The following is a 19,410-nucleotide window of genomic DNA, read 5'->3' as shown; positions in this document are numbered from 1 at the left end:
TCCGTTTTCGTTGAGGGTGCGAGCCCGATCAGTTTGATTTTTTCGCCTTTAGCGAGCGCAGTCCGCGCTGAATGATGGGCGGTATCAGGTCGGCGGCAAGCTCGCGGCCTTTGACCGCCCAGTCGATCTTGTCTTCAGTTTTGGGGCGCGCGCGAAACTGAGTTGTGTGGGAGCGCTTAGTCTCGTCCCAAGTGGAGGTATAATAATAGAGCGCTATCGATTTGCGCGAGATGCCGTCCGGGTGATTGACCGGGTTCGGATTGCCGTGATTGCTGAACGAGGTCGTGTTGAAAATGACCGCACGATTGATCATCGGGACGATCGAATGGTGGCACTTGGACATGTCGTTTGCCCACAACTCCAGCTGGCCGCCATATTCCGGCTTCCAGTCCTCGTTAAGATAAATCAAGAGATTTATCCGCCGCTCCAAATTCATGCTTACATGGTGGTTGAAGTCGGCATGAACCGATAAATGCCCTCCATTGCGGATCTCATGAAAGCCGGCACCCCGGAAATAGGGATCGGGGATCAGACCTTCGATCCCGGTGATGTTCTCAAGCACTTTAATGAAGGGCAGAGAATTGAATGAATAGAATAGCTGACGAAGCTCCGGATGCATTTCGTCCGGGCGATACTCGTGCTTCTGTTTTTCCTGCGGGCGACTGTAGCTCGCGGCTTCGCCGCCGCCGTGATGAAAATGCTCGAGGCATTTCGCGATGATCTCCGGCGGGAGAAAATCATCGATCATGATGTGCGGGAAGGGCTCACCAGCATTATAGGCCTCTCTATGCTCGAGACCGATCTTATGCGCTGCTGACCGATCGACGAAGCCCGTCTGCGGGTCCATTGCAGTCAAAAAGGTCATCCCAAATCCCTAGCCAGCCCCTGAATGGCTGCGGATCGTCTTGCATTTCTGCGGTGCAACATCAACCTCTATTTGGCGCTGCAGATGCTGTGCTGACCCGGTGGTCAGTCGTCCATTTCGTACCGCAATTTTTTCAGATCGACAGGGCAAAATCGCTGGAGGATCGCATTTGATTTTCCGAACCGGTTAGAGAGTTCCGCGTCCAATGCGGCGTCGGCTCTTTGCTTTGCTTTGGCTTCGCCCAAGGTCCAGCGATAGCCCACCCTTTCGATCAACTTTCCGAGAGGTGCTATGCGGCTTCGCGATCGCGGGTTGAAAGGGCTTTGACCGATCGAATTGGCTATGCGCAGCAGAGGGGCGCCGCTGAGCGGAGGACTGATGCTGCTTGCCGGAGCTTTCGCCAGCTCATGCTCAGCCACTGATTCTTCTAGTCCGACAAAATCAAACATCAGTCTGAGATATTGAGGACGATTACTGACCAACAATTCCTGCGGGAGGACCATCACGTTCTCTCGCCCGAAATACGCCGCATACGCCTCGGCAACCTTGTGGAATTCGAGCGTGGCCGGGTCAAACCAGAAGTAGCCTGGCTCCGGCGCAAACCTCAGGAATTCTTCAATCCCCAAGCGTCCGCCCCGTTTTACGTATTGCTGGTAAATCGAACGGGCCATTGGTTTCTGAGCGCGCACGGTCAAAAGAACCTTCGCCTCATCGCATGTCGCTGCGAGCCTTTTGGCCAATTGCGCGCTATCTCTTGAGCCTAGGAGGATGTTTCCCGAAAGGATCTCAGACGAGATAACGTCCACGACGCCAGGCTTGGGATCACTTCTCAATGCTGAGATGTCGGCGCTTGCTTGCTCGGCGTCGAACCAGAAGTCGTGCGGTCGCACGAGGAGATCATCAATTTCCTCATGTGTCATCAGTGAGCGGAACAGCCGCTTCTCGGCGAAGACAGTACTCTGGAGCCAACTCGTCGCGGTTTTGTGAAACCCTGGGTGGAGCAGTAGCGTCATCGAATTCAGTCCATTGAGATAGCGCGCACGGTGCCTGTCCAGATGCCGATACCGAGTTTGTAGCGCACGATCATGTAAGCCAGGATGTTGCGTAACAGCATGATCGCGGAAATACACACCGCGATACCTTCTAATCCGGCATAGGCTGCAGCGGCTGGAACGCAGGCGAGCAGGAGCAAGGTGCCGGCGACCGTGATGATGAGATTTATCTTCTCGTGGCCGGACATTGCGAGCACGAGACCGCACGGACCGGTCAAGGTGAAAGCAAGTTGCCCTACGACCAGAATGTAAACGAGCGACCTTGCTGCAATGAACTCATCGCCAATAAGTTGTAGCAACGGTTCGCTGGCTATCAGCAAGATGATCGAGGCAGGTAAGGCGGCGGCTGTGCTAAGCCGAACCGCAGAACGCGCGAGCCGCGCAACAAGCTCGGTATCCTTTGCGTGATAGGCGGTGCTGATTTTGGCCGAATAGACCGCAAAGAGTGCGACCGAGATAATCTGGAGCACAGCTGCGATCTGAGCCGCGACACGATAATAGCCCGCCTCCGCTGCCCCCAGCATGCTTGCTGCCACAGCCAGCCCATACCAATCGCCAATATTCGTCGCCATCGCGACACCCCAGAGCGGGATCGACGAGGTCAGAACAGTCTTGAGCGATATGTCCAGCGCTTCACCGGCGCGCCTCACGTGGCGACGAAAGGTGAATGCACCAATCAGGATCGCAACGAACCCACCCGCAGAAGCCGCCCACAAAGCATCCTCGACAGAATCTGCAATTCCAGTGACCAGCGCAAACGCTGTGGATGCGGGAATGGCTAGGGCGGCGACGACTTGCCCACTGATGAAGCGATGTTGTGAGCGCAGCAGCGCCCCTAGAAGCTGAACGCCGCCTCGAGCGACAAGCAGAACGCAAAGGATGAGCAGGAAATCGCGCGGAACGACGTCCCCGAAAAGAGGCAGCCAGACAAGATCGCCGGCCAGCCACAAGATAAGGCCAATCGCAGCCATGAACGTGAACCCGAGCGTACAAACTCTCAAAACTGTAGCGAGTGCCAGTGGTGCGCCAGACGCGAGCGTTCTCGCGAAATGGCGCACCACGCCAACGTCGAGACCAAACAGTCCGATCACAGCGAGGAAGATTGCAGTCTGAGCGGTAAGAGCGAATTGCCCGGTCGCGGCGGCACCCATCGAGCCGCCGATCATGAAGGTGACCGCAAAACCAGCCAAGACCGAGGCGCCGCGGATAGCGAGCGAGGAGAGGGCAGCCGAGTGCTGCTCCAGTTTGCGAAGCATCGCCTGCATCAATCGCCCCATTCGTGTCGCATGAATGCGTTCATGTTCGGTGGAATTGTCCTTCGGCAGTCGATCGGCCTGGCGCGTGTTTGGCCAGGAAGTGCGGAGTGTCGCTTGGCAATTCGATTGTCCAGACTTCTTTTCCTGCCACCTTCCGATCGCAACTGCGCTTCGCCGATCAAGCGAAATCCCCTGCTCGTTTCCACGGGTCGGCATTAGCTTCATCCGCAGTGTTGCCGACCGTCTTGTGTCGGGTTCCGTCCAGGTCGACGGACAGGTTCGCTATGCGAGTGCCGGTCGGGAGCGGCGTGTTGCCGTTCGCGCTCGCCGCGAACACGAAGGCTCGATTGGATTGGAATATGCTGTTGCCAGAGACTGCAAAGGCGGTGGTGAAGACAGAGCCATTGAGGAAAACCCTGACTTCGCGCTCAGCCTGGTCCACATCAAATTCTACCGTGTGCCACGTGTTTGGAGTGAAGAGACCCGCTGGCACAACTTCGAAGTTCGTGAGCATCTTGGCTCCCGTCCCATCCTCAATCGTGGCTTTGAGCGAGCCATCGGGCTGCAAGGTGAGGTCGCATCCGGTGCTGACCTGAGCAAAGAGCTTGACCCCTTGTGCGAAATCAAAAGGAACATTGAACTGACCGCGAGCTGTGATCCTCGATGTGCCAGCCGGCACGTTCGCTGGATCCTGAAAGTATCCGACAGGATCTCCTTGAGTCAGAAACTCGGTCGGGACCGAGGCAGACGTGATGCTTACACCCTGTGTGAAGCCATTGATGGCGATCGAGGCTGTGGCCGTCTCTCCTTCCAGTGCAGCGCTTCGACGGCGCACCTGAATGAACTGATCCGGCTCGATTGTGCCATTACTGTCGGTCCAAGCCTGAACCTCGGTTGTGCCGTCGCTTGAAACGGAACGCCATTCTGTTCCGCTGGCTGGAACCACGCTTTGCGATGCGAGGCGATTTAATATCTTGCGCAAGGGAAGTACGATGAGGCTATCGGCCGGCTGGTTTTCGAGAGCATTCCAGTGCGCTCCGCTCGGCAAGCTTTCCCACCTGATTACGGCAGCATGGTCGCTCGTGGTCCAGTCGACCGCTCCACCAGTGGCGATTGCTCCAAGCCCTTCTCCCTCTGCGGCGGAGACCATAGCAGCCTCGATCTCTGCTCGTTCATAGGCCAAGGGCAAGTTATCAAGGTTCGGGAACACGGCGTCGCGCAACTGAGCGTCGGATAGCGTGAAGTTGCTCTGGCTTTGCCAGTCAGCATCGGTGACCCGCAGCTCACTCGCGATGCATTTGGCGACATAGACTGTACCGTCGCCATCATGATCGATGGAGATGAAGGGAAGATCGGAGCTGGGGTTAGATGCGTCGATTGCCGTTACGCCGTAAACGAAAGCATCGCGGACCTTGAAGTTGGTTCCCTCCTCGCCGAGCGAGAGGGCACGACCGGAACCGCCGATTTGCATCGTCGAGATGAAGAATAGGTTCGTGAAGCTCGGGTCGAAATCGTTGTCAGACACGAAGATGCCCTGGCTCCGGATGCCTTGGCGGCGCGGCGTAAGGCGGATGCGATTTCCAGCGTAGAAGACGGGCCCCACGGTGCCAGATGCGCTGTTTTCGAACATCTGGAACTGGTCGCCATGCGGGTCACGGGCATCGCCGTCCAATTCTTCTGCAATGCCAGTCCGGGCGAAGGGCAGGCTTTCGATGTTTCGCAAAATGTGGATCGGGACACCTGGCTCCGGAGCGAGCGCGATGATGTCCTGATAAATGCGATCGAAATCACAATCCATCATGATGCAGCCCGCCGTTGGTCTAAGGCCCTTTGCTGCATTGCTCAAGTCCCTGAACAGGCAATTGCGAAACTCGATTTCTTCCAAGACTGCACCGCCCGTCTGGCGCAGTGCATTGGCCAGATATTCCGACAGTCCAATCTCGGTTCGGGCATTTACCTCGCTCGCGCCTGATGGGGCGATGATCGCAAAATGGGTGTCCAGGTCGGGGTCAAGTGAATTGATGCGTATGCGCGCGCCGGGAGCACACTCAATGTCGGCGGTGCTTGCGGTCACGTTGGATGGGCCGACAGCGACATGGACCATTTCGGTGCCTCGATTGAAGAATTCGATCCACCCTGTTGGAGCGCTTGGATCTTTCCATATGAGAGGGTGGGCCGTGTTCTCGGTCGCGGCAGTTGCGACGTTGTCGATCCGCTCATATTCGGGGAGCTCAGCGACGGTATCAAAATCGTTCTGACCTGGACCGTAGCCGTGGCGGAAAGTGGTGCCGTTGAGAAATCGAAGCTTCCCAAACGTGCCGGTCCCCAGCATGAGGCAAGCGCTATGGTCGCTCGGCCATCCCGTCATCTGAAAGTTCAGCGAGGAAAAATCGATCCCGCGTACGGTCCCGTTCAATAGGATTGAGGGAACGCTGGCGGACCCATCGGCGCCTCGTATCACTAGCGGGGCACCAGCAGCCTCGATGTCGAGATCAGATATGATGCGCTGGGTGAAATTGCTTCCGCTCACCTCCACTGTTTTTCCCGCGAGGGTCAGCGCGTCATTTGCGAAAACGGCGTCCCACTCCGCATCTGAAGCCACCACGAAGTCGGCGTTTGTCGGCGGTGGAGGAGGTGGCGGAGGCGGGGGTGTCGGATTTGAGCCGCCACTAAGCTGGACTTGGCCAGCCGCAATCATTCGCGCGAGCATTAGGCGCAGGCCACGATCGACGTGGCAGTCGTACCGGCGGCCCGAACATGGCTGGCTCTTACGTAAATGTATCCCCCCGCCGGAACGTTCTCGAACACCACATCGGTCGCCGCATCCATTGCCCGGAGGGTGACGTTTCCTGCGCTACCTACATAAAGATACTTCGGTACGCTGGCGAGCGGTGTCGTATCGTTTGGAATAACGGGGAAAGCATTCTCGCTTGGGGTGAGGGCGGTTTGGGCGGCGGACTCAAATTCGTCAGACATTGCGAACCTTTCCATTGATCAGAAGTCTGATAGATAACCAAATCGGTTATCTGTAGGAAAGTTGTTTCTTGACTTGCAGTTACGCTCACAGGGATCGCATGTCCCGTGAAGAACGCTCGCACATCTTGGAGTGGAATGACTTCGCTAACGGTGCTAGCCAGTCGCACGAATGGCTTTCGGCGATCTCTTCGTCGTCTAGCTTGTTGTTGGGGTTTGAGGGAAACCGGGGCGGGCTCATCCGCAAAGACGTATGAACAACACTCAAAGAATTCGCCAGCCTTTGCCGGTTCGCCGGCCAACAGCTTTTTCGCAGAAGCCGGATCGCAGCAGCGTCGTCAGGGTCGGGCTGGCAACGGTGCTCCTCTATCTCATTCTCGTACCTCAGCAATTCAACATCACACTAGGCAGCTTTTACCTTTCGCCATACCGGATATTCCTGCTCGGTGCGACGATCTACCTTCTGACCAGTGCCCTCAGTAAGAGCCTGCGCTTTGTTTGGCCGGACCTGTTTTTGATCCTTTCCATCATCTGGATCACTCTTGCCTCCTACATGACCAGTGGCCAGCTCACGACCGCGATGGTTCAGGGCGGCTCCCACCTTGTTGACATCGGTCTGGCTTATTTTCTTGCGAGGGCGACAATTCAAACCCCGACCGATCTCCGACGGTTCCTGATCCTTGCAGCACCAGGTGTCGCGTTTACGGGCGTTATGGTTTTTGCAGAGGCTGTTAGTCACCAATATATCGTACAGTCTCTTGCCTCTGCGGTAACGGGTAATCCGGGCCCGGCGCGCGCCGACGTGCGGCTAGGCTTCATGCGAGGTATGGCGTCATTCCCTCATCCGATCCTTGCAGGCATTTTTCTCGCCAGCTTTGTACCGATTTACATGCTCTCCGGCCTTCGCGGCCTGCCAAGATTCATCGGCTGGGCTGGATCGATGTTCGCAGCATTCACGATGAGTTCTGCTGCCCTTCTGGGCCTCGTTGTCGGGCTCGCAATGTACGCATATGATTGGCTGACGGAACGGTTTTACAATCTCACTTGGCGATTGTTTTTGTCCTTCGCCGGACTTGCTTACGTGGTCATCGAGTTCTCGAGCAATACGGGCTTCTACGGCCTGCTTGTTCGCTATGCATCGTTGAATTCGGTGTCAGCGTACAACCGTGTTCTCATCTGGAAATACGGATCTCAGAACGTTGCCGAGAATCCGTGGTTTGGAATCGGTTACGCGGATTGGGATCGACCCGACTGGATGCACTCTGATTCGTTCGACTGGTTCTGGCTCATTGTGGCGCTGCGCTTCGGCATTCCTGCAACCGTGTTTATTCTTGCGGCAGCAATCATGGCGATCGGGATGATTGCTTGGAAATCACGGCAGATGGCCCCAGCAGACTCCCGCTTGCTGCGTGGCGTCGCAATCTCTCTCGGCGTGTTTTCGCTCGGATTGAATTCGGTTTCGCTCTGGCTGACCACTCTTGCATGGTTTTTTATGCTGGTCGGGATCGCGGTCTCGTTGGGGACCTACGCTCCGCAACAGGCTCGGCCAGCCGGACGCCGTGTCATGGTCTGGAAGCCGCATCCGGCAGGAGGCGCGCCGACTGGACAAGGGCCCCCTGTGCGAGCCTAGTGTGTGACCGTCGGGAGTGTGGCGGTCAGTTCACATTCTCTCGAGTTTGAGCGAGAAGACCTTTGATGGGGTGATAGCCATGCCGCCAAAGCGAGGGCCGCAGCGCAATAGAGCGGTGACTTGTCCCGACGAGGCGATAGTGAGATTTCCAACTGCCAATGAGCAGACCGACAAGGTAACGTTGCCAGGCACCTGCCCAAAGCAAAAGAAACGCGAGCAACTGGTGCATCTTGCTCCAGTGCAACCGCGCAAACTGCATGGTACCTGCAGCACGGTAGAGCAGGCGAGTTTCAGACAGAGGCTCGCCATGGCCGAGGTCGTGATAGCCGCGAGCCTTGCCTATCCGCCAGAAGCTGTAGCCCTTCTGCCCGAGACGATAGAACAGGTCGACTTCCTCGCTGTAGAGGAAGTAGCTTGCATCAAGCCCGCCGACTTCGTCCCAAGCACTGCGCGAGAACATCACGAAGCTGCCGCTGAGAACGTCGACGCGGGCATCTCGCGTAAAATCTTGGTGGATCGCAACTGCAGCGCTTGACCGCCCGACGACGCGGCTTGCCATTTCACCAAGCGACGGCAAGCAAACGGTGTTGCTGAGATCAGGCTGACCGTCTCGGTTCAGGGTAACTCCTCCCCAAGCCGCCGCCTCATGATGCTCCTTTGCGCCATGCATTAGCGCATCAAGCGCCTCGGCCTCGAGTTCGGCATCGGGATTGAGGAGCAGCAAATATTCCCCGTCAGCATGCGCAGCGAGCAAGTTGTTTCCTGCGGCGAACCCCACATTGCCTTGGCTGGGAACGATCTGCACCCAGGGAAAATCGTCGGCCACGCGTGCTTCTGTCGATCCGTCACCATTGTCCACGAACAGGACTTCAAAGCTGTGATTACGGCAAGCCGGTGCAATTGACCGGAGGCAGGCGTCGATCACGTCTGCAGAATTGTACGCAACCACCAGAACGCTGATTGTTGGCTTCTCGCCTACTGATGTTGAAGCAAAAGTACTCGCCATGAGCTGGGCCCTCAGGCTTGCCTGGACGTAAGATCGCGGGTCCACATGGCTCCGCGGCCGCGCCACGCGTTGAGCCGTGCTTCCAATCGCGCGAGCACTTTCATCGCATAAAATACGATGAGGTTGATTGGTGACGCACCTGAACGAAGCGCCACGCTCAGCCCCTGCTGACCTGCGAGATTGGTCATATGTGGGCTTGGATACTTTTGGCGAACCTCACGATTGCCCAATTGCCGACGCGCCTCGACTTTGATCTGCTGCGTCGCCGTCCGGGGAGGGCGGACGATAGAGTACACAGGGGTGCCGTCAGAAGTTTCGGAAACCATGCGCTTGGCATCATCGGCAAAGCGTGTGTGGATCCAGATGTCGTCGCCGATGATCGAGGGAAACTCGCCGATCTGATCAATGGCTTCTCTGGAGAGACCATAGCAGCCGGCCCCGCCCTTACCTGCTTTAGCGTAAGGTTGCTCGGCCCATGCGCGATAATACGCTCGCACAAACCAATTACACCGGTCGAGGTTTAACCTGATCGCAGGCGCTGCGGTCATCACGCCGGGCTTATCTAGGGCTTCGGCCAAAGCCGCCAAAGACACAAACCTGCACTCGACATCCGCATCGAGAATGATCGCTGGCGCATGCTTGGCGATACGAAGGGCGGCGTTTATCGCGCCTGTCTTTGAGCCTTCCGAAAGGTCTAAAATTTGCGCTTCCGGAGCACTCTCGCGCGCGATTGCCACCGTGTCATCGGTGCAGCCATTTGCGGCGACGATGATCTCCATCTTGTCGCGGCGTGCCATGCCGTCAATCGCCGTGGCAAGACAGCGCGCGATCACGGTCTCTTCGTTATGTGCTGGAATGATCAGCGTGAAGGGCCTGACTTGGGTCACGGCGTCAATCTTCCAAGACCTCTGGCGCTAGAACATCGCCGGGATGAGAACCGTCGGGCTCGCCGAACCGAAACCACAACCAGCCGCGTTCTATTTGTCCGATCCGTACTCGTAATAGTTGTACTGATATCCGTAACCTTGTCCCGCCTCGAGGGCGCGGTACTTGGTAAGGATCAGGCCGAGCACATTCGCACCAGCCGAGCGCAGACGTTTCACAGCATTGCGAGCTTGTGCAAACGGTACCTTGTTTGCTTCAAGCACGAAGATAGTGCCGTCGACGTTGCGCGACAGTGTCGGTGCGTCCGCCAGCCCCAGAACCGGGCAGGAATCGAACAGGACGAGCGAATATTCGTGGCGCACCTTCTCGATGAACTTGATCATTTCATCCGAAGAAAGGATCTCGGCCGGATTGGGCGGAATCGCGCCGATCGGGAGAACTTCGAGATTGTCGTGAACACCTTTCACGACAGTTTCCTCAAGCGTGGCATGACCCATCAGCACTTCGACAAGACCGACCTTGGGCCGCTCAAGTTCAAGCAGGGTCGCCACCGAAGGACGACGAAGGTCGGCGTCGATCAGCAGTGTTCGGCGGCCTGAGCGTGCGAACAACTCGGCGAGCACAACCGCAGTGGTCGACTTGCCCTCGGACTCGTGCGTCGAGGTTAGCTGCAAAACGTTCCGACTGCGCGGCAGCGAGAACTCGATCGCCGCTTTGATCGAGGCATATGCCTCCATCAGCGAGGTAAAGTTGTTCGAGCTCTCTGAATCGATGTCGCGCTCGTCGACGTGGGGCGTGTGTCCGATCAGAGGCAGATCGATCTTCTGCTCGACCTCATCGAGCGAGCGGACCCGGTCATCGAACATCTCGCGAAGCACTGCTAGGCCGGCAGCAAGCCCGATACCCAGAACGAGAGAGAGGCCAAGGTTCTGGATCAGGCTTGGCGCATAAGGGCGGCCCGGAACCAGAGCACTTTCAATCTTGGTCATGGTGCCGCTGTTGACCGTTGCTGCGCTGCTGATCTGGTTGAAGCGGGCAAGCAGCGACTGAAGCTGTTCACGCAGCGCATTCGCTTCACGTTCGAGCGCGCCCAATTGGACCATCTCGTCTTGCTCTGCCATCGAGTTGCTCGAGAGCGATCCGAGCTCAGCCTGGAGCGCCTGCTCCTGGTTGCGAGCCACGATATAGGCATTGCGAACAGTCGATTTGATATCGGCGCTGCTGCGCTCGATCTGCGCATCGAGTATTTCGATCTGCGCGATCAGGTTCTGAATCTGTGGGAATTCGTCGCTGTAGCGCTGACGCAATTCGGCCAACTCAGCAAGCTTGCCGGTTCGGTTCGTGATCAGCCCCTGAAGGACAGGGTTGTTCTGTACCTCGGGAAGCTGCGCTGCTGGCAGGTTCTCCATCGAGCGCCATTTTTGCTCGGCAGCGATACGTGCCGCGCGTGCATCGGCGAAGCGCTGATTGATGCTCGCAAGGTTTGCGTTGGTCAGCGTCGAGTTGGATTGAGTAAGCCCATCGGCCGAAGTGACCGGCTGGACTACGATTCCGGTGTTGCGCGCGTACGTGTTGGCATTGCGCTCGGCTTCCTCCAGCCGGCCGCGCACGATTTCGATCTGGTCGCGCAGATACTCAATCGCGTATTCATTGCCTTCGATGGTCTCGCGGGTCTCGGAAGAAATGAACGCGTCTGCGTAGGCGTTAGCCATCTCGGCAGCGAGAGCGGGGTTGTCGGAGCGGAAACCGATCGGGATAACCCAACTGGTAGCCGGAATTTCGGACGTTACGCCCCTTACCAAGATCGACGTCGCCATCGCTTCCTTGGCTTCGAGCCATTGCTCATCGGTCATGTCCGGTGAGCGGCGCTGGTCGATATCCTGGCCTAGCAGGTCGTACCTCTCGCCGAGATTTCGTTCCTGAACGACCACTTCGGCAATGCTGCGGCTCTTGATGAGCTCGACCTGGGTCGCGAGGAACTCGCCAACCTGGTTGCTTGCAATGCCTTGCTCGACGTCCTGGCCTTCGAGAATGAATGCTCCGTAAGGCTCAACACTGACCTTGGCAGTCGCCTGATACATCGGTGTCGACAGCAGCGTCATGATCAACCCAACGGTTAGGGCCGTCAGGATCACGCCCGCAAGGAGCCACCGCTGCCGGAACAGGATGCCGCGTACGGTCGCCAGGCTAATAAGCTGCTGGCGCGGCTCAGCCGGGACCATCTGATGTTCAGGCAGATAGGTCTCAAGCCAAGTGCCACGGCCATCCGGTTCGGACGGGTCGATAATAGAGCGGTCGTTCATTTCTTACATCAATTACCGGACTGCAGCGACACCGAAGACGCCAAATGCCGGCAGTGCCTGCAACAGGTTTTGATAGAAAACAGACAGGCCATTGGTGCCCATCACCACGCGGTCACCCGGCTGAAGCACCGGGTCAAGCATCGTGCCTTGGCTCACCTGCTCGTAGTCGAATTTGGCAATCATTATGCCTTCCGGGCTCTCACGGAAAACCGCGACTTGTTCCCTCTTTGCGACGTTGGTCGGACCCTTGGCCATCGCAATCGCAGCGGAAAGACGCGCGCCGGGCTGGAAGGCGAATACGCCGGGCTCTTCGACAGCGCCTTCGACAGTGACAAGGTGCGATGCGTATTCAGCGATGTTGACGCTGACCATCGGTGAGCGAAGTCCCGCCGCGAGAAGCCGGCGCGAAACATCTTCTTCGAATTGCTTGGCAGTCATGCCGGCTGCCGGGATAGTGCCGAGCATCGGCAGCGATACCGCACCATCAACGCCAAGGCGCACATTCTCAATCGACAGATCTGGTTCACGGAAGACGTTCACCGAAATCTTGTCAGAGGGGCGCAGCATGTAAGTGGTCGCCCGAGTGTATGAGTAACCAGCCTGGCCAAGGTCGGCGCGGGCCTGCGTCGAAGCCGGGCCAATGATTGGCTCAGGCGTCGATGCACAACCGGCAAGAGCAACCGAAGCCAAAAGGGTGGCGGCTCCGAGGCGTTTGCTGAATGATTTTTGCAAAGTCACAAATTCCCCCTAACTAAGGTCTTCCCCTTAGACCGCGCCCTTGGGATGTGCAACCGCTTTGCCGCGAGGAGAAGGTGGTGATCCGCAAGCCTAATGTCCCGAAACGAGACTGCCAGAAGCCCCCCAGACACCCGGTCAAGTATTGGAAAATTAAGCGTCAAGTCAGGACGACCTTTGGCAGCTCGAGGCCATGGCGCGCTTGCGCATCGAAACGTAGCCATTATCGCGTGGAGTAATTCAAAGAGCTTCGCGAGATCGGAACATGAATGTCACGCTACGTATGACTACGAAGGCATGGAACCAGGCTGCGAGCTATGCCTGAAACGCCTTCGATCCTGAGCATGCTTGCCGCCTGCCTGTATGCAGTTGTCATCACAGCTTCTCTTCTTGCCTTCATCGAAGCGCGCAAGGCACGCCAGAGACCGCTTCACGGCCAAATCTGGATTGCTATCGCAGTGATCTTTACATTGCTCATCGCCTCGCGCCTGCTTCTGATCGAAGACGCCGTAAGAGCCGATTTGCGTGAAGCTTTGCGAGCCAGCCAAATCTTTGCTGCGAGGCGCGAGATGCAAGGTCCGTTTGTCGCGGGAGCGCTTTTGCTTTGCTTGGCGGTGGGCTTCGGCGGCGCCTATTTCACAATGCGCAAGATTATTGGACGTCGCGATCGCGCGGTAGCTATCGCAGCTGCGAGTTGTGCAGTCATGTTGGTCATCGTCGCAATGCGCATTATCTCGCTGCATGCGATGGATTCTCTGCTCTATGGCCCGCTCAAGCTGAATTGGGTGGGGGACTTGGGGGCCAGCGCAGCGATCATTGGCGCTGCGAGCTTCTATGTTTTGCTCTTACGCGGCCGGATTGCGCCAAAGGCGCGCTAGCCAAGTGCGTGGCTGTGCGCGATGATGTCGGCAATCCTCTTGCTGGCAAGGCCGTCACCGTAAGGATTGTGCGCTTGGGCCATTGCTTTGTACCGCTCTTCGTCGTCGAGCAGGGCTGAAGCTTCCGCTACGATGCGCTGCGAGTTGGCGCCAACGAGTTTTGCGGTTCCTGCGGCAACGCCCTCGGGGCGCTCAGTCGTGTCACGCATCACGAGGACCGGCTTGCCGAGACTGGGAGCTTCCTCCTGAATTCCCCCGGAATCGGTCAGGACAATCTCGCTCAATTCCATCATCGCGACAAAGTTTGGGTAATCGAGCGGGTCAATCAAAGCGATATTTGGTTTGTCGCCAAGGCTCGTTTTCATGACGTCGGCCACTTGGGGGTTCGGGTGGACTGGATAGATGATCGCGACGTCGCCGCGTGACGACAGCTGCGTCAACGCTTCTGCTATCTGCTTCATTCCGTCGCCAAAATTCTCGCGTCGGTGAGCGGTGACGCAGACGATCCGGCGGCCCTCGAACCGGCCGGCGAGGTGCCCGACTATCGGGGCGAGGGCAGGGTTGGCTTTCACTTTCGCCCTGGTTTCCAGCAGCGCGTCGATCACTGTGTTGCCGGTCACGTGAATTGCGCTCTCGTCCACGTTCTCTGCGCGTAGCGCGTCAGCCGCAGAAGTGGTGGGAGCGAAATGCAGATCAGCCACTGCGCCTGTTACCTTGCGGTTCACTTCCTCGGGCCAGGGCGAATAAATGTCGCCGCTGCGAAGCCCTGCCTCGACATGACCGACCGGTATTCGGCGAAAGTAGCAGGCAAGCGTCGCCATCATCGTGGTCAGGGTGTCGCCATGCACGAGCACCCGGTCGGGCTGCGCAGAATCGAGCGCTTCCCCGAAACGCGTGATGATCCGCGAGGATAGGGCATCCAGGCTCTGGCCGGGCTGCATCAGATCGAGGTCGATATCTGGCGTTATGCCAGCAAGGTCGAGAACCTGATCGAGCATTTCGCGATGCTGAGCGGTGACAGCGACCTGCACATCGAAATCGCCAGACGCGCGAAGAGCCGCCACAACGGGAAACATCTTGATGGCTTCAGGACGTGTCCCAAAGGTCACAAGAATGCGCGGTTTCCCGCCTGAGTGGTTCATTTTTTGAGCATTCCGCGCGTGTCGAACACCAACTTGCCCGCAAGGTCGGCGGGGAGCAAGTGTTTGAAAGCAGTGTGATCGACAAGCACGACGATGACTTCTGCGGTCGCCAGCGCCTCGTCAAGTTTCACCAACTGCGCTCCTGTACCGGCGAAGCCCTTGGGCAATTCGTCCGCGAAAGGCTCGACTACCATAATGCGCTGACCCCTGGTTTTGGCGAGGCTGAGAGCGATTTCGAGAGCAGGGCTCTCACGGAAATCGTCGATATCGGGCTTGAAAGCCAGACCAAGCAGGGCGACCTTTCCGCCGGGGACGGCATCGAGCAAGGCGCGAACGCGGCGCTCGGTGTAGGTCGCCTTGAAATCGTTTACCTCGCGTGCAGTGCGGATAAGCCGCGCTGCCTTCGGAGAACTCGAGACAAGAAACCAGGGGTCCACGGCAATGCAATGTCCGCCGACGCCCGGACCGGGTTGCAGGATGTTGACCCGCGGGTGGCGGTTTGCAAGCGAGATTACGTCCCAGACATCCACGCCCAGATCATCGGCGATGACGCTGAGCTCGTTTGCAAAGGCAATGTTGACATCGCGGTAGCTGTTCTCGGTAAGTTTGACCGTCTCGGCAACGCGGACATTGGTAGTAAGACAATCACCTTCGACGAAACTTGAATAGAGTGCAGCAGCACGCTCAGCGCAGTAAGGGGTGATGCCGCCGATCACGCGGTCATTCTGCACGAGCTCACGCACGATTTTTCCCGGAAGAACGCGTTCGGGGCAATATGCGAGTGCAATATCGCCGCCCTGCTGAGATCCGTAGACCGGGACCTGTAGATCTGGACGCATCTCCGCGATGATCTGTCCTACCCTTTCGGTGGTTCCAACCGGCGAGGTGCTCTCGACGATGACGCACGCGCCCGGCAGGATCTTGGGTGCGATCGCACGGGCTGCAGCCTCGACATAGCTGATGTCGGGCGTTTTCTCGTCCGTAAGCGGGGTGGGTACTGCGATCATATAAAAATGCGCGGTCGGCACCTGGGTCGAAGCTGTGAGACGCTCGGATTCCGTGGCCTCGCGCACCAACCGGTCTAGGTCGCGCTCCTCGATATGAACGCGGCCCGCGTTGACAGTTTCGACAACCTTTTCAGAGACATCGACGCCGCAGACGTTCCAGCCATGGCTTGCCAGAACCGCCGCGGTAGGCAGGCCGATATAGCCCAGTCCGACAACAACGACCTGGTGGTCGGGAGCAGGCTGGATTGCCGCATCGGGGCCGATGGCACTGGCCGTGTCGAAAGGGGCGTTCATGAGTGTCGTTTTCCTCGCGGCGAATTCGCGCGAGAACCATGGACGCAAATGGGTAAATATCGCGTTAGGCTTGACCGTCTGAGCGCAGGGGCGCGCGGAAGTTGTGGCTTAGATGTTGCCGGTTTCTATAAAACTCACGATGGCTGACTGAAGCTGCGCCTTCGTCGGAGACAGGGCCGCACGAGTGCTTGCCAATTCGAGGCCTTCTGCAATCCGACCCGCGAGCTCCTGCTGCTCGAACGCGATGAGTACTCCGGGGCGGCCCTCCAGATTGCGCACGGTTGCGACCTGGTGATCGTTGCGATGCTCGCCGAAGTCATATCGCCGCGGGAACAGGACGATCGGGGTCGAGAGCCTCTGCGCGGTCAGAACAGTGCCGATTCCAGCGTGGCTGACGATAACGCGGCTCTGCTTGACCAGCTCCTCAAACTCAGACGGCGCGATTTTCTCGCGCGCTTCCATATTGGCGGGCTGATAAGAGCTGCGCCCGGTCTGCGCGATGACCGGCATGTCGAGGCTCGGCGCAAGTTCGTCCATGGCTTCGATCAGCCGGTCGAAGCCAAGCTGCATGCCGACTGTCACCAAAATCACAGCACGGCTCCGCGATACTTGACGCTGTCGCCGTCAGCGAGGTGCTTCCACTGGGTGATGCATTCGTGCGCAGTGCGCTTTGAGAGCTTGCCGCACATGGAAAGCTGCTCGGCGTTGGCGACGCTGTCGATCCAGAGGGTGCGAGCGCCCGTCAGCCGGCCTGCCAGAAGGCAGAAATAGCCCGGCGCTGCGCCTGTCGAGAGGATCACGTCGGGGCGGTGCTTGAGAACGACCCATAACGCCTTAAAGGCACACAGAACCGACTGAACCGGCTTGTTTTGGTTGCAGTCGGGCAGGGTCTCAACGGCCTCGATACCATGCTGTTTTGCGACCGCCGGATCGGTTGTCGCAAAGCGCAGGTCGTATGCCTCAAGGCAATCGCGCAGAAGCATCAATTGCTCCCAGTGGCCTCCACCCGAAGCTGCCGCCAACACCTTCACCCCGGACTTTGTCACTGTGTCTGAGTGTCCCTTGCGACCACTGATCCCTGCCGCGCTCCTATGGCGCGGTCTTGCTCTTGGCAAGGTGACGCGGCAAGGAAGCCGCCGAGAGATTTTGGGAGACTTTTAGAATGAGCAACGCCGCCGGACCGCTGGTTGGACTGAAAGTGATCGAGTTTGCCGGGATCGGGCCAGGGCCGCATGTCGCCATGCTGCTGGCTGACCTCGGAGCCGAAGTGGTGCGGATCGATCGGCCCGGCGCGATGAGCCTCAACCCGATTGTCGAGCGTGCGCGCAACCGCGTGACCGTCGATCTCAAGACCGATGAGGGCAAGGCGTTTTGCCGCGACGCGGCGAGCAAGGCCGATGTGCTGATCGAGGGCCTGCGACCTGGCGTGATGGAGCGGCTGGGGCTTGGGCCTGACGAGCTGCTCGCCGACAATCCGCGACTTGTCTATGCGCGCATGACCGGCTGGGGGCAGGACGGACCGCTTGCGAGCGCTGCCGGACACGACATCAACTACATCGCGATCACCGGTGCGCTCGATGCGATTGGCGAGAACGGCAAGCCGCCTGTTCCGCCGCAGAACCTCGTCGGCGATTTCGGCGGCGGCTCGATGTATTGCGCCTTCGGGATCATGGCTGCGCTTTACGAGCGAGAGCGGTCGGGCAAGGGCCAAGTTGTCGATGCCGCTATCGTCGATGGCGTCACCAGCCTCATGAGTTTCTTCTTCGGGCAGGCAAAGGGCGCGGTGCGCACGACCGAGCGTGGCAAGGGCTTGTTGAGCGGTGCGGCGCATTTCTACCAGTGCTATGAATGCGCTGATGGGAAGGAAATCTCGCTCGGTTCGATCGAGCCGCAGTTCTACGCCGAGATGCTGACCCGTGCCGGCGCTCCGCAGGAACTGGCGCAGGGCCAGATGGACCCGTCCAACTGGGACGAGTATGCAGACAAGCTTGCCGCCCTGTTCAAGACCAAGACGCAGGCCGAATGGAACGAGCTGCTCGAGGGCACCGATGCCTGTTACGGGCCGGTTGTCGGCCTCGATGAGGTACGCGAGCATCCGCATATGAAGGCACGTGAGGCTTACGTCGAGCATGACGGAGACTGGCATCCAGCCCCCGCACCGCGTTTTGATCGAACTCCGGGCGCAGTTCGGTCGAGCGCTGATGACGGTGCTGAGGTCGTTGCTCGCTGGACGAAGGGATAAACCTCAAGATGGCAGGCAAATTCTTCGACGAATGGCAGGTCGGCGATGAGCTCGAACATGACATTCGTCGCACCGTGACCGAGGCCGACAATCTGCTCTTCTCGACCATGACTCACAATCCGCAGCCGCTGCACCTCGATGTCGAGGCCGCCAAGGCGAGCGGCTTTGGTCAGATCCTAGTCAATTCGACCTTCACCTTTTCGCTGCTTGTCGGGCTTTCGGTAGGCGATACGACGCTTGGCACGCTGGTTGCCAATCTCGGCTTCGACAAGGTGGTGACGCCGAACCCCGTCTTCATCGGCGACACGCTTCGTGCGCGAAGTTCGGTCAAAGAGCTGCGCGAGAGTAAATCGCGTCCGAACGCCGGAATCGTGACCTTCACGCACGAGCTTTTGAATCAGCGCGACGAGATTGTTTGCCGCTGCGAACGCTCTGCTTTGTTGCAGAAGAAGCAATAAATTTGGAAACCTCTTGCATGGCCTGTGTGTTGAGAAAGCATCATGGCCACGCAGGACTCCAAGAACCCGAACTCGATCGCCGACGTCGTCGATGGTCTGGATGAACTCGCCAACAGCGAGGACGAGGTCAAGATCGCCGATGTGCTCGACAAGTTCGGTGCGCGCAGTTTTGCGCCTGTGATGCTGGTGCTTGCGCTGCTCGAAATCAGCCCGGTCGGCGTCATTCCCGGCGTGCCGAGCTTCCTGGCGATTTGTGTCGCACTGATCGCTGTGCAAATGCTCGTCGGCCGAAACCACATCTGGGTCCCGAGCTGGATTGCTGAACGCTCGGTTTCATCGGCCAAGATGGACAAGGCGACGACCAAGCTCGAAGGCCCGGCCGAAAAGCTCGATGGCGTTGCAAAAGAGCGGCTTGAGATCCTTGCGCAAGGGCCTGCGCTGAAGGTTGCCGCAGCCATCATTATCCTACTGTGTCTAATGGTCCCGCCACTGGAAGTTCTCCCTTGGGCAAGCGCCGGGCCGATGTTGGCGATCAGCATTATCTGTCTGGCAATTATGGTGAGGGATGGCCTCGCTATGCTTGTTGCCTGGATTCTCGCCTTCGGTGCTGTTGGCGGATTGGCTGCATGGTACCTTGGCTCTGATGCGGCGGGCAGCGGTTTCTTGCCGTTCTGAGCAAGGCGT

General features: G+C 58.3%; 18 protein-coding genes. 5 read left to right on the top strand and 13 right to left on the bottom strand.

Going from position 1 to position 19,410, the window contains the following annotated elements; genetic code table 11:
* Positions 1 to 28 precede the first annotated feature (28 nt).
* From NAP1_RS11265 to NAP1_RS11245, 5 genes are all read right to left on the bottom strand, one after another.
* The gene (locus NAP1_RS11265; RefSeq protein ID WP_007165423.1) at positions 29 to 865 is read right to left on the bottom strand and encodes a 2OG-Fe(II) oxygenase; all 837 of its coding nucleotides are present in this window, start codon (positions 863 to 865) and stop codon (positions 29 to 31) included.
* 104 nt (positions 866 to 969) lie between these two features.
* Positions 970 to 1,878, bottom strand: coding sequence for a hypothetical protein (locus NAP1_RS11260; RefSeq protein ID WP_007165421.1), 909 nt, complete (start codon positions 1,876 to 1,878; stop codon positions 970 to 972).
* 5 nt (positions 1,879 to 1,883) lie between these two features.
* Positions 1,884 to 3,182, bottom strand: a complete 1,299-nt coding sequence (locus NAP1_RS11255; RefSeq protein ID WP_162013483.1) for an MATE family efflux transporter — start codon at positions 3,180 to 3,182, stop codon at positions 1,884 to 1,886.
* Between the two features lie 169 nt (positions 3,183 to 3,351).
* The gene (locus tag NAP1_RS11250; RefSeq protein WP_156777257.1) at positions 3,352 to 5,703 is read right to left on the bottom strand and encodes a hypothetical protein; all 2,352 of its coding nucleotides are present in this window, start codon (positions 5,701 to 5,703) and stop codon (positions 3,352 to 3,354) included.
* Between the two features lie 179 nt (positions 5,704 to 5,882).
* Positions 5,883 to 6,149, bottom strand: coding sequence for a hypothetical protein (locus tag NAP1_RS11245; RefSeq protein ID WP_040464967.1), 267 nt, complete (start codon positions 6,147 to 6,149; stop codon positions 5,883 to 5,885).
* Between the two features lie 250 nt (positions 6,150 to 6,399).
* Between NAP1_RS11245 and NAP1_RS11240 the strand changes: the two genes are divergently transcribed.
* Positions 6,400 to 7,776, top strand: a complete 1,377-nt coding sequence (locus tag NAP1_RS11240) for an O-antigen ligase (RefSeq protein ID WP_007165416.1) — start codon at positions 6,400 to 6,402, stop codon at positions 7,774 to 7,776.
* 25 nt (positions 7,777 to 7,801) lie between these two features.
* On the opposite strand, the gene NAP1_RS11235 is transcribed toward NAP1_RS11240, so the two are convergent.
* From NAP1_RS11235 to NAP1_RS11220, 4 genes are all read right to left on the bottom strand, one after another.
* Entirely contained in the window at positions 7,802 to 8,782 is a 981-nt protein-coding gene (locus tag NAP1_RS11235) for a glycosyltransferase family 2 protein (protein WP_007165415.1), read from the bottom strand.
* Between the two features lie 11 nt (positions 8,783 to 8,793).
* Entirely contained in the window at positions 8,794 to 9,669 is an 876-nt protein-coding gene (locus NAP1_RS11230) for a glycosyltransferase family 2 protein (RefSeq protein ID WP_007165414.1), read from the bottom strand.
* A 90-nt stretch (positions 9,670 to 9,759) separates the two neighbouring features.
* Positions 9,760 to 11,970 carry a polysaccharide biosynthesis tyrosine autokinase gene (locus NAP1_RS11225; RefSeq protein WP_007165413.1) on the bottom strand — a complete coding sequence of 737 codons (2,211 nt, stop codon included), beginning with the start codon at positions 11,968 to 11,970 and terminating at the stop codon, positions 9,760 to 9,762.
* Positions 11,971 to 11,982: 12 nt separating this feature from the next.
* Complete coding sequence (locus tag NAP1_RS11220; protein WP_241761210.1) at positions 11,983 to 12,708, bottom strand: polysaccharide biosynthesis/export family protein; 726 nt, start codon at positions 12,706 to 12,708, stop codon at positions 11,983 to 11,985.
* A gap of 314 nt (positions 12,709 to 13,022) precedes the next feature.
* On the opposite strand from NAP1_RS11220, the gene NAP1_RS11215 reads away from it, so the two are divergent.
* Positions 13,023 to 13,583, top strand: a complete 561-nt coding sequence (locus NAP1_RS11215) for a hypothetical protein (protein ID WP_007165411.1) — start codon at positions 13,023 to 13,025, stop codon at positions 13,581 to 13,583.
* Here the strand turns inward: NAP1_RS11215 and wecB are convergent.
* From wecB to NAP1_RS11195, 4 genes are all read right to left on the bottom strand, one after another.
* Positions 13,580 to 14,725 (bottom strand): non-hydrolyzing UDP-N-acetylglucosamine 2-epimerase, encoded by a 1,146-nt coding sequence (gene wecB, locus NAP1_RS11210; protein WP_007165410.1) that lies wholly within the window; start codon positions 14,723 to 14,725, stop codon positions 13,580 to 13,582. The genes NAP1_RS11215 and wecB overlap by 4 nt on opposite strands.
* The gene (gene wecC, locus NAP1_RS11205) at positions 14,722 to 16,026 is read right to left on the bottom strand and encodes a UDP-N-acetyl-D-mannosamine dehydrogenase (RefSeq protein ID WP_007165409.1); all 1,305 of its coding nucleotides are present in this window, start codon (positions 16,024 to 16,026) and stop codon (positions 14,722 to 14,724) included. Before wecC ends, wecB begins: the two co-directional genes overlap by 4 nt.
* 108 nt (positions 16,027 to 16,134) lie before the next feature.
* Positions 16,135 to 16,617 (bottom strand): glycosyltransferase, encoded by a 483-nt coding sequence (locus NAP1_RS11200; RefSeq protein WP_007165408.1) that lies wholly within the window; start codon positions 16,615 to 16,617, stop codon positions 16,135 to 16,137.
* On the bottom strand, positions 16,614 to 17,072 hold the full coding sequence (locus tag NAP1_RS11195) for a glucuronosyltransferase (protein WP_040464427.1): 459 nt from the start codon (positions 17,070 to 17,072) through the stop codon (positions 16,614 to 16,616). The genes NAP1_RS11200 and NAP1_RS11195 overlap by 4 nt, the downstream gene beginning before the upstream one ends.
* A 116-nt stretch (positions 17,073 to 17,188) precedes the next feature.
* Between NAP1_RS11195 and NAP1_RS11190 the strand changes: the two genes are divergently transcribed.
* From NAP1_RS11190 to NAP1_RS11180, 3 genes are read left to right on the top strand one after another with little or no spacing between them, the layout of a single operon-like run.
* On the top strand, positions 17,189 to 18,268 hold the full coding sequence (locus NAP1_RS11190) for a CaiB/BaiF CoA-transferase family protein (protein ID WP_007165406.1): 1,080 nt from the start codon (positions 17,189 to 17,191) through the stop codon (positions 18,266 to 18,268).
* 8 nt (positions 18,269 to 18,276) lie between these two features.
* Positions 18,277 to 18,726 (top strand): MaoC family dehydratase, encoded by a 450-nt coding sequence (locus NAP1_RS11185; protein ID WP_007165405.1) that lies wholly within the window; start codon positions 18,277 to 18,279, stop codon positions 18,724 to 18,726.
* Between the two features lie 42 nt (positions 18,727 to 18,768).
* Positions 18,769 to 19,401 carry an exopolysaccharide biosynthesis protein gene (locus NAP1_RS11180; protein ID WP_007165404.1) on the top strand — a complete coding sequence of 211 codons (633 nt, stop codon included), beginning with the start codon at positions 18,769 to 18,771 and terminating at the stop codon, positions 19,399 to 19,401.
* Positions 19,402 to 19,410 lie beyond the last annotated feature (9 nt).

It is taken from the genome of Erythrobacter sp. NAP1 (assembly GCF_000152865.1).
Classification (GTDB): Bacteria; Pseudomonadota; Alphaproteobacteria; order Sphingomonadales; family Sphingomonadaceae; genus Erythrobacter.
Note: the sequence above shows the minus strand (reverse complement) of the source record. Positions and strands in the feature narration are given on the sequence as shown.

What these genes read in the sequence shown, in the direction of transcription:
- NAP1_RS11265 (WP_007165423.1), bottom strand. Translation starts at nt 865, where the DNA reads ATGACCTTTTTGACTGCAATGGACCCGCAGACGGGCTTCGTCGATCGG.
- NAP1_RS11260 (WP_007165421.1), bottom strand. Translation starts at nt 1,878, where the DNA reads ATGACGCTACTGCTCCACCCAGGGTTTCACAAAACCGCGACGAGTTGG.
- NAP1_RS11255 (WP_162013483.1), bottom strand. Translation starts at nt 3,182, where the DNA reads ATGCAGGCGATGCTTCGCAAACTGGAGCAGCACTCGGCTGCCCTCTCC.
- NAP1_RS11245 (WP_040464967.1), bottom strand. Translation starts at nt 6,149, where the DNA reads ATGTCTGACGAATTTGAGTCCGCCGCCCAAACCGCCCTCACCCCAAGC.
- NAP1_RS11240 (WP_007165416.1), top strand. Translation starts at nt 6,400, where the DNA reads ATGAACAACACTCAAAGAATTCGCCAGCCTTTGCCGGTTCGCCGGCCA.
- NAP1_RS11235 (WP_007165415.1), bottom strand. Translation starts at nt 8,782, where the DNA reads ATGGCGAGTACTTTTGCTTCAACATCAGTAGGCGAGAAGCCAACAATC.
- NAP1_RS11225 (WP_007165413.1), bottom strand. Translation starts at nt 11,970, where the DNA reads ATGAACGACCGCTCTATTATCGACCCGTCCGAACCGGATGGCCGTGGC.
- NAP1_RS11215 (WP_007165411.1), top strand. Translation starts at nt 13,023, where the DNA reads ATGCCTGAAACGCCTTCGATCCTGAGCATGCTTGCCGCCTGCCTGTAT.
- wecB (WP_007165410.1), bottom strand. Translation starts at nt 14,725, where the DNA reads ATGAACCACTCAGGCGGGAAACCGCGCATTCTTGTGACCTTTGGGACA.
- wecC (WP_007165409.1), bottom strand. Translation starts at nt 16,026, where the DNA reads ATGAACGCCCCTTTCGACACGGCCAGTGCCATCGGCCCCGATGCGGCA.
- NAP1_RS11190 (WP_007165406.1), top strand. Translation starts at nt 17,189, where the DNA reads ATGAGCAACGCCGCCGGACCGCTGGTTGGACTGAAAGTGATCGAGTTT.
- NAP1_RS11185 (WP_007165405.1), top strand. Translation starts at nt 18,277, where the DNA reads ATGGCAGGCAAATTCTTCGACGAATGGCAGGTCGGCGATGAGCTCGAA.
- NAP1_RS11180 (WP_007165404.1), top strand. Translation starts at nt 18,769, where the DNA reads ATGGCCACGCAGGACTCCAAGAACCCGAACTCGATCGCCGACGTCGTC.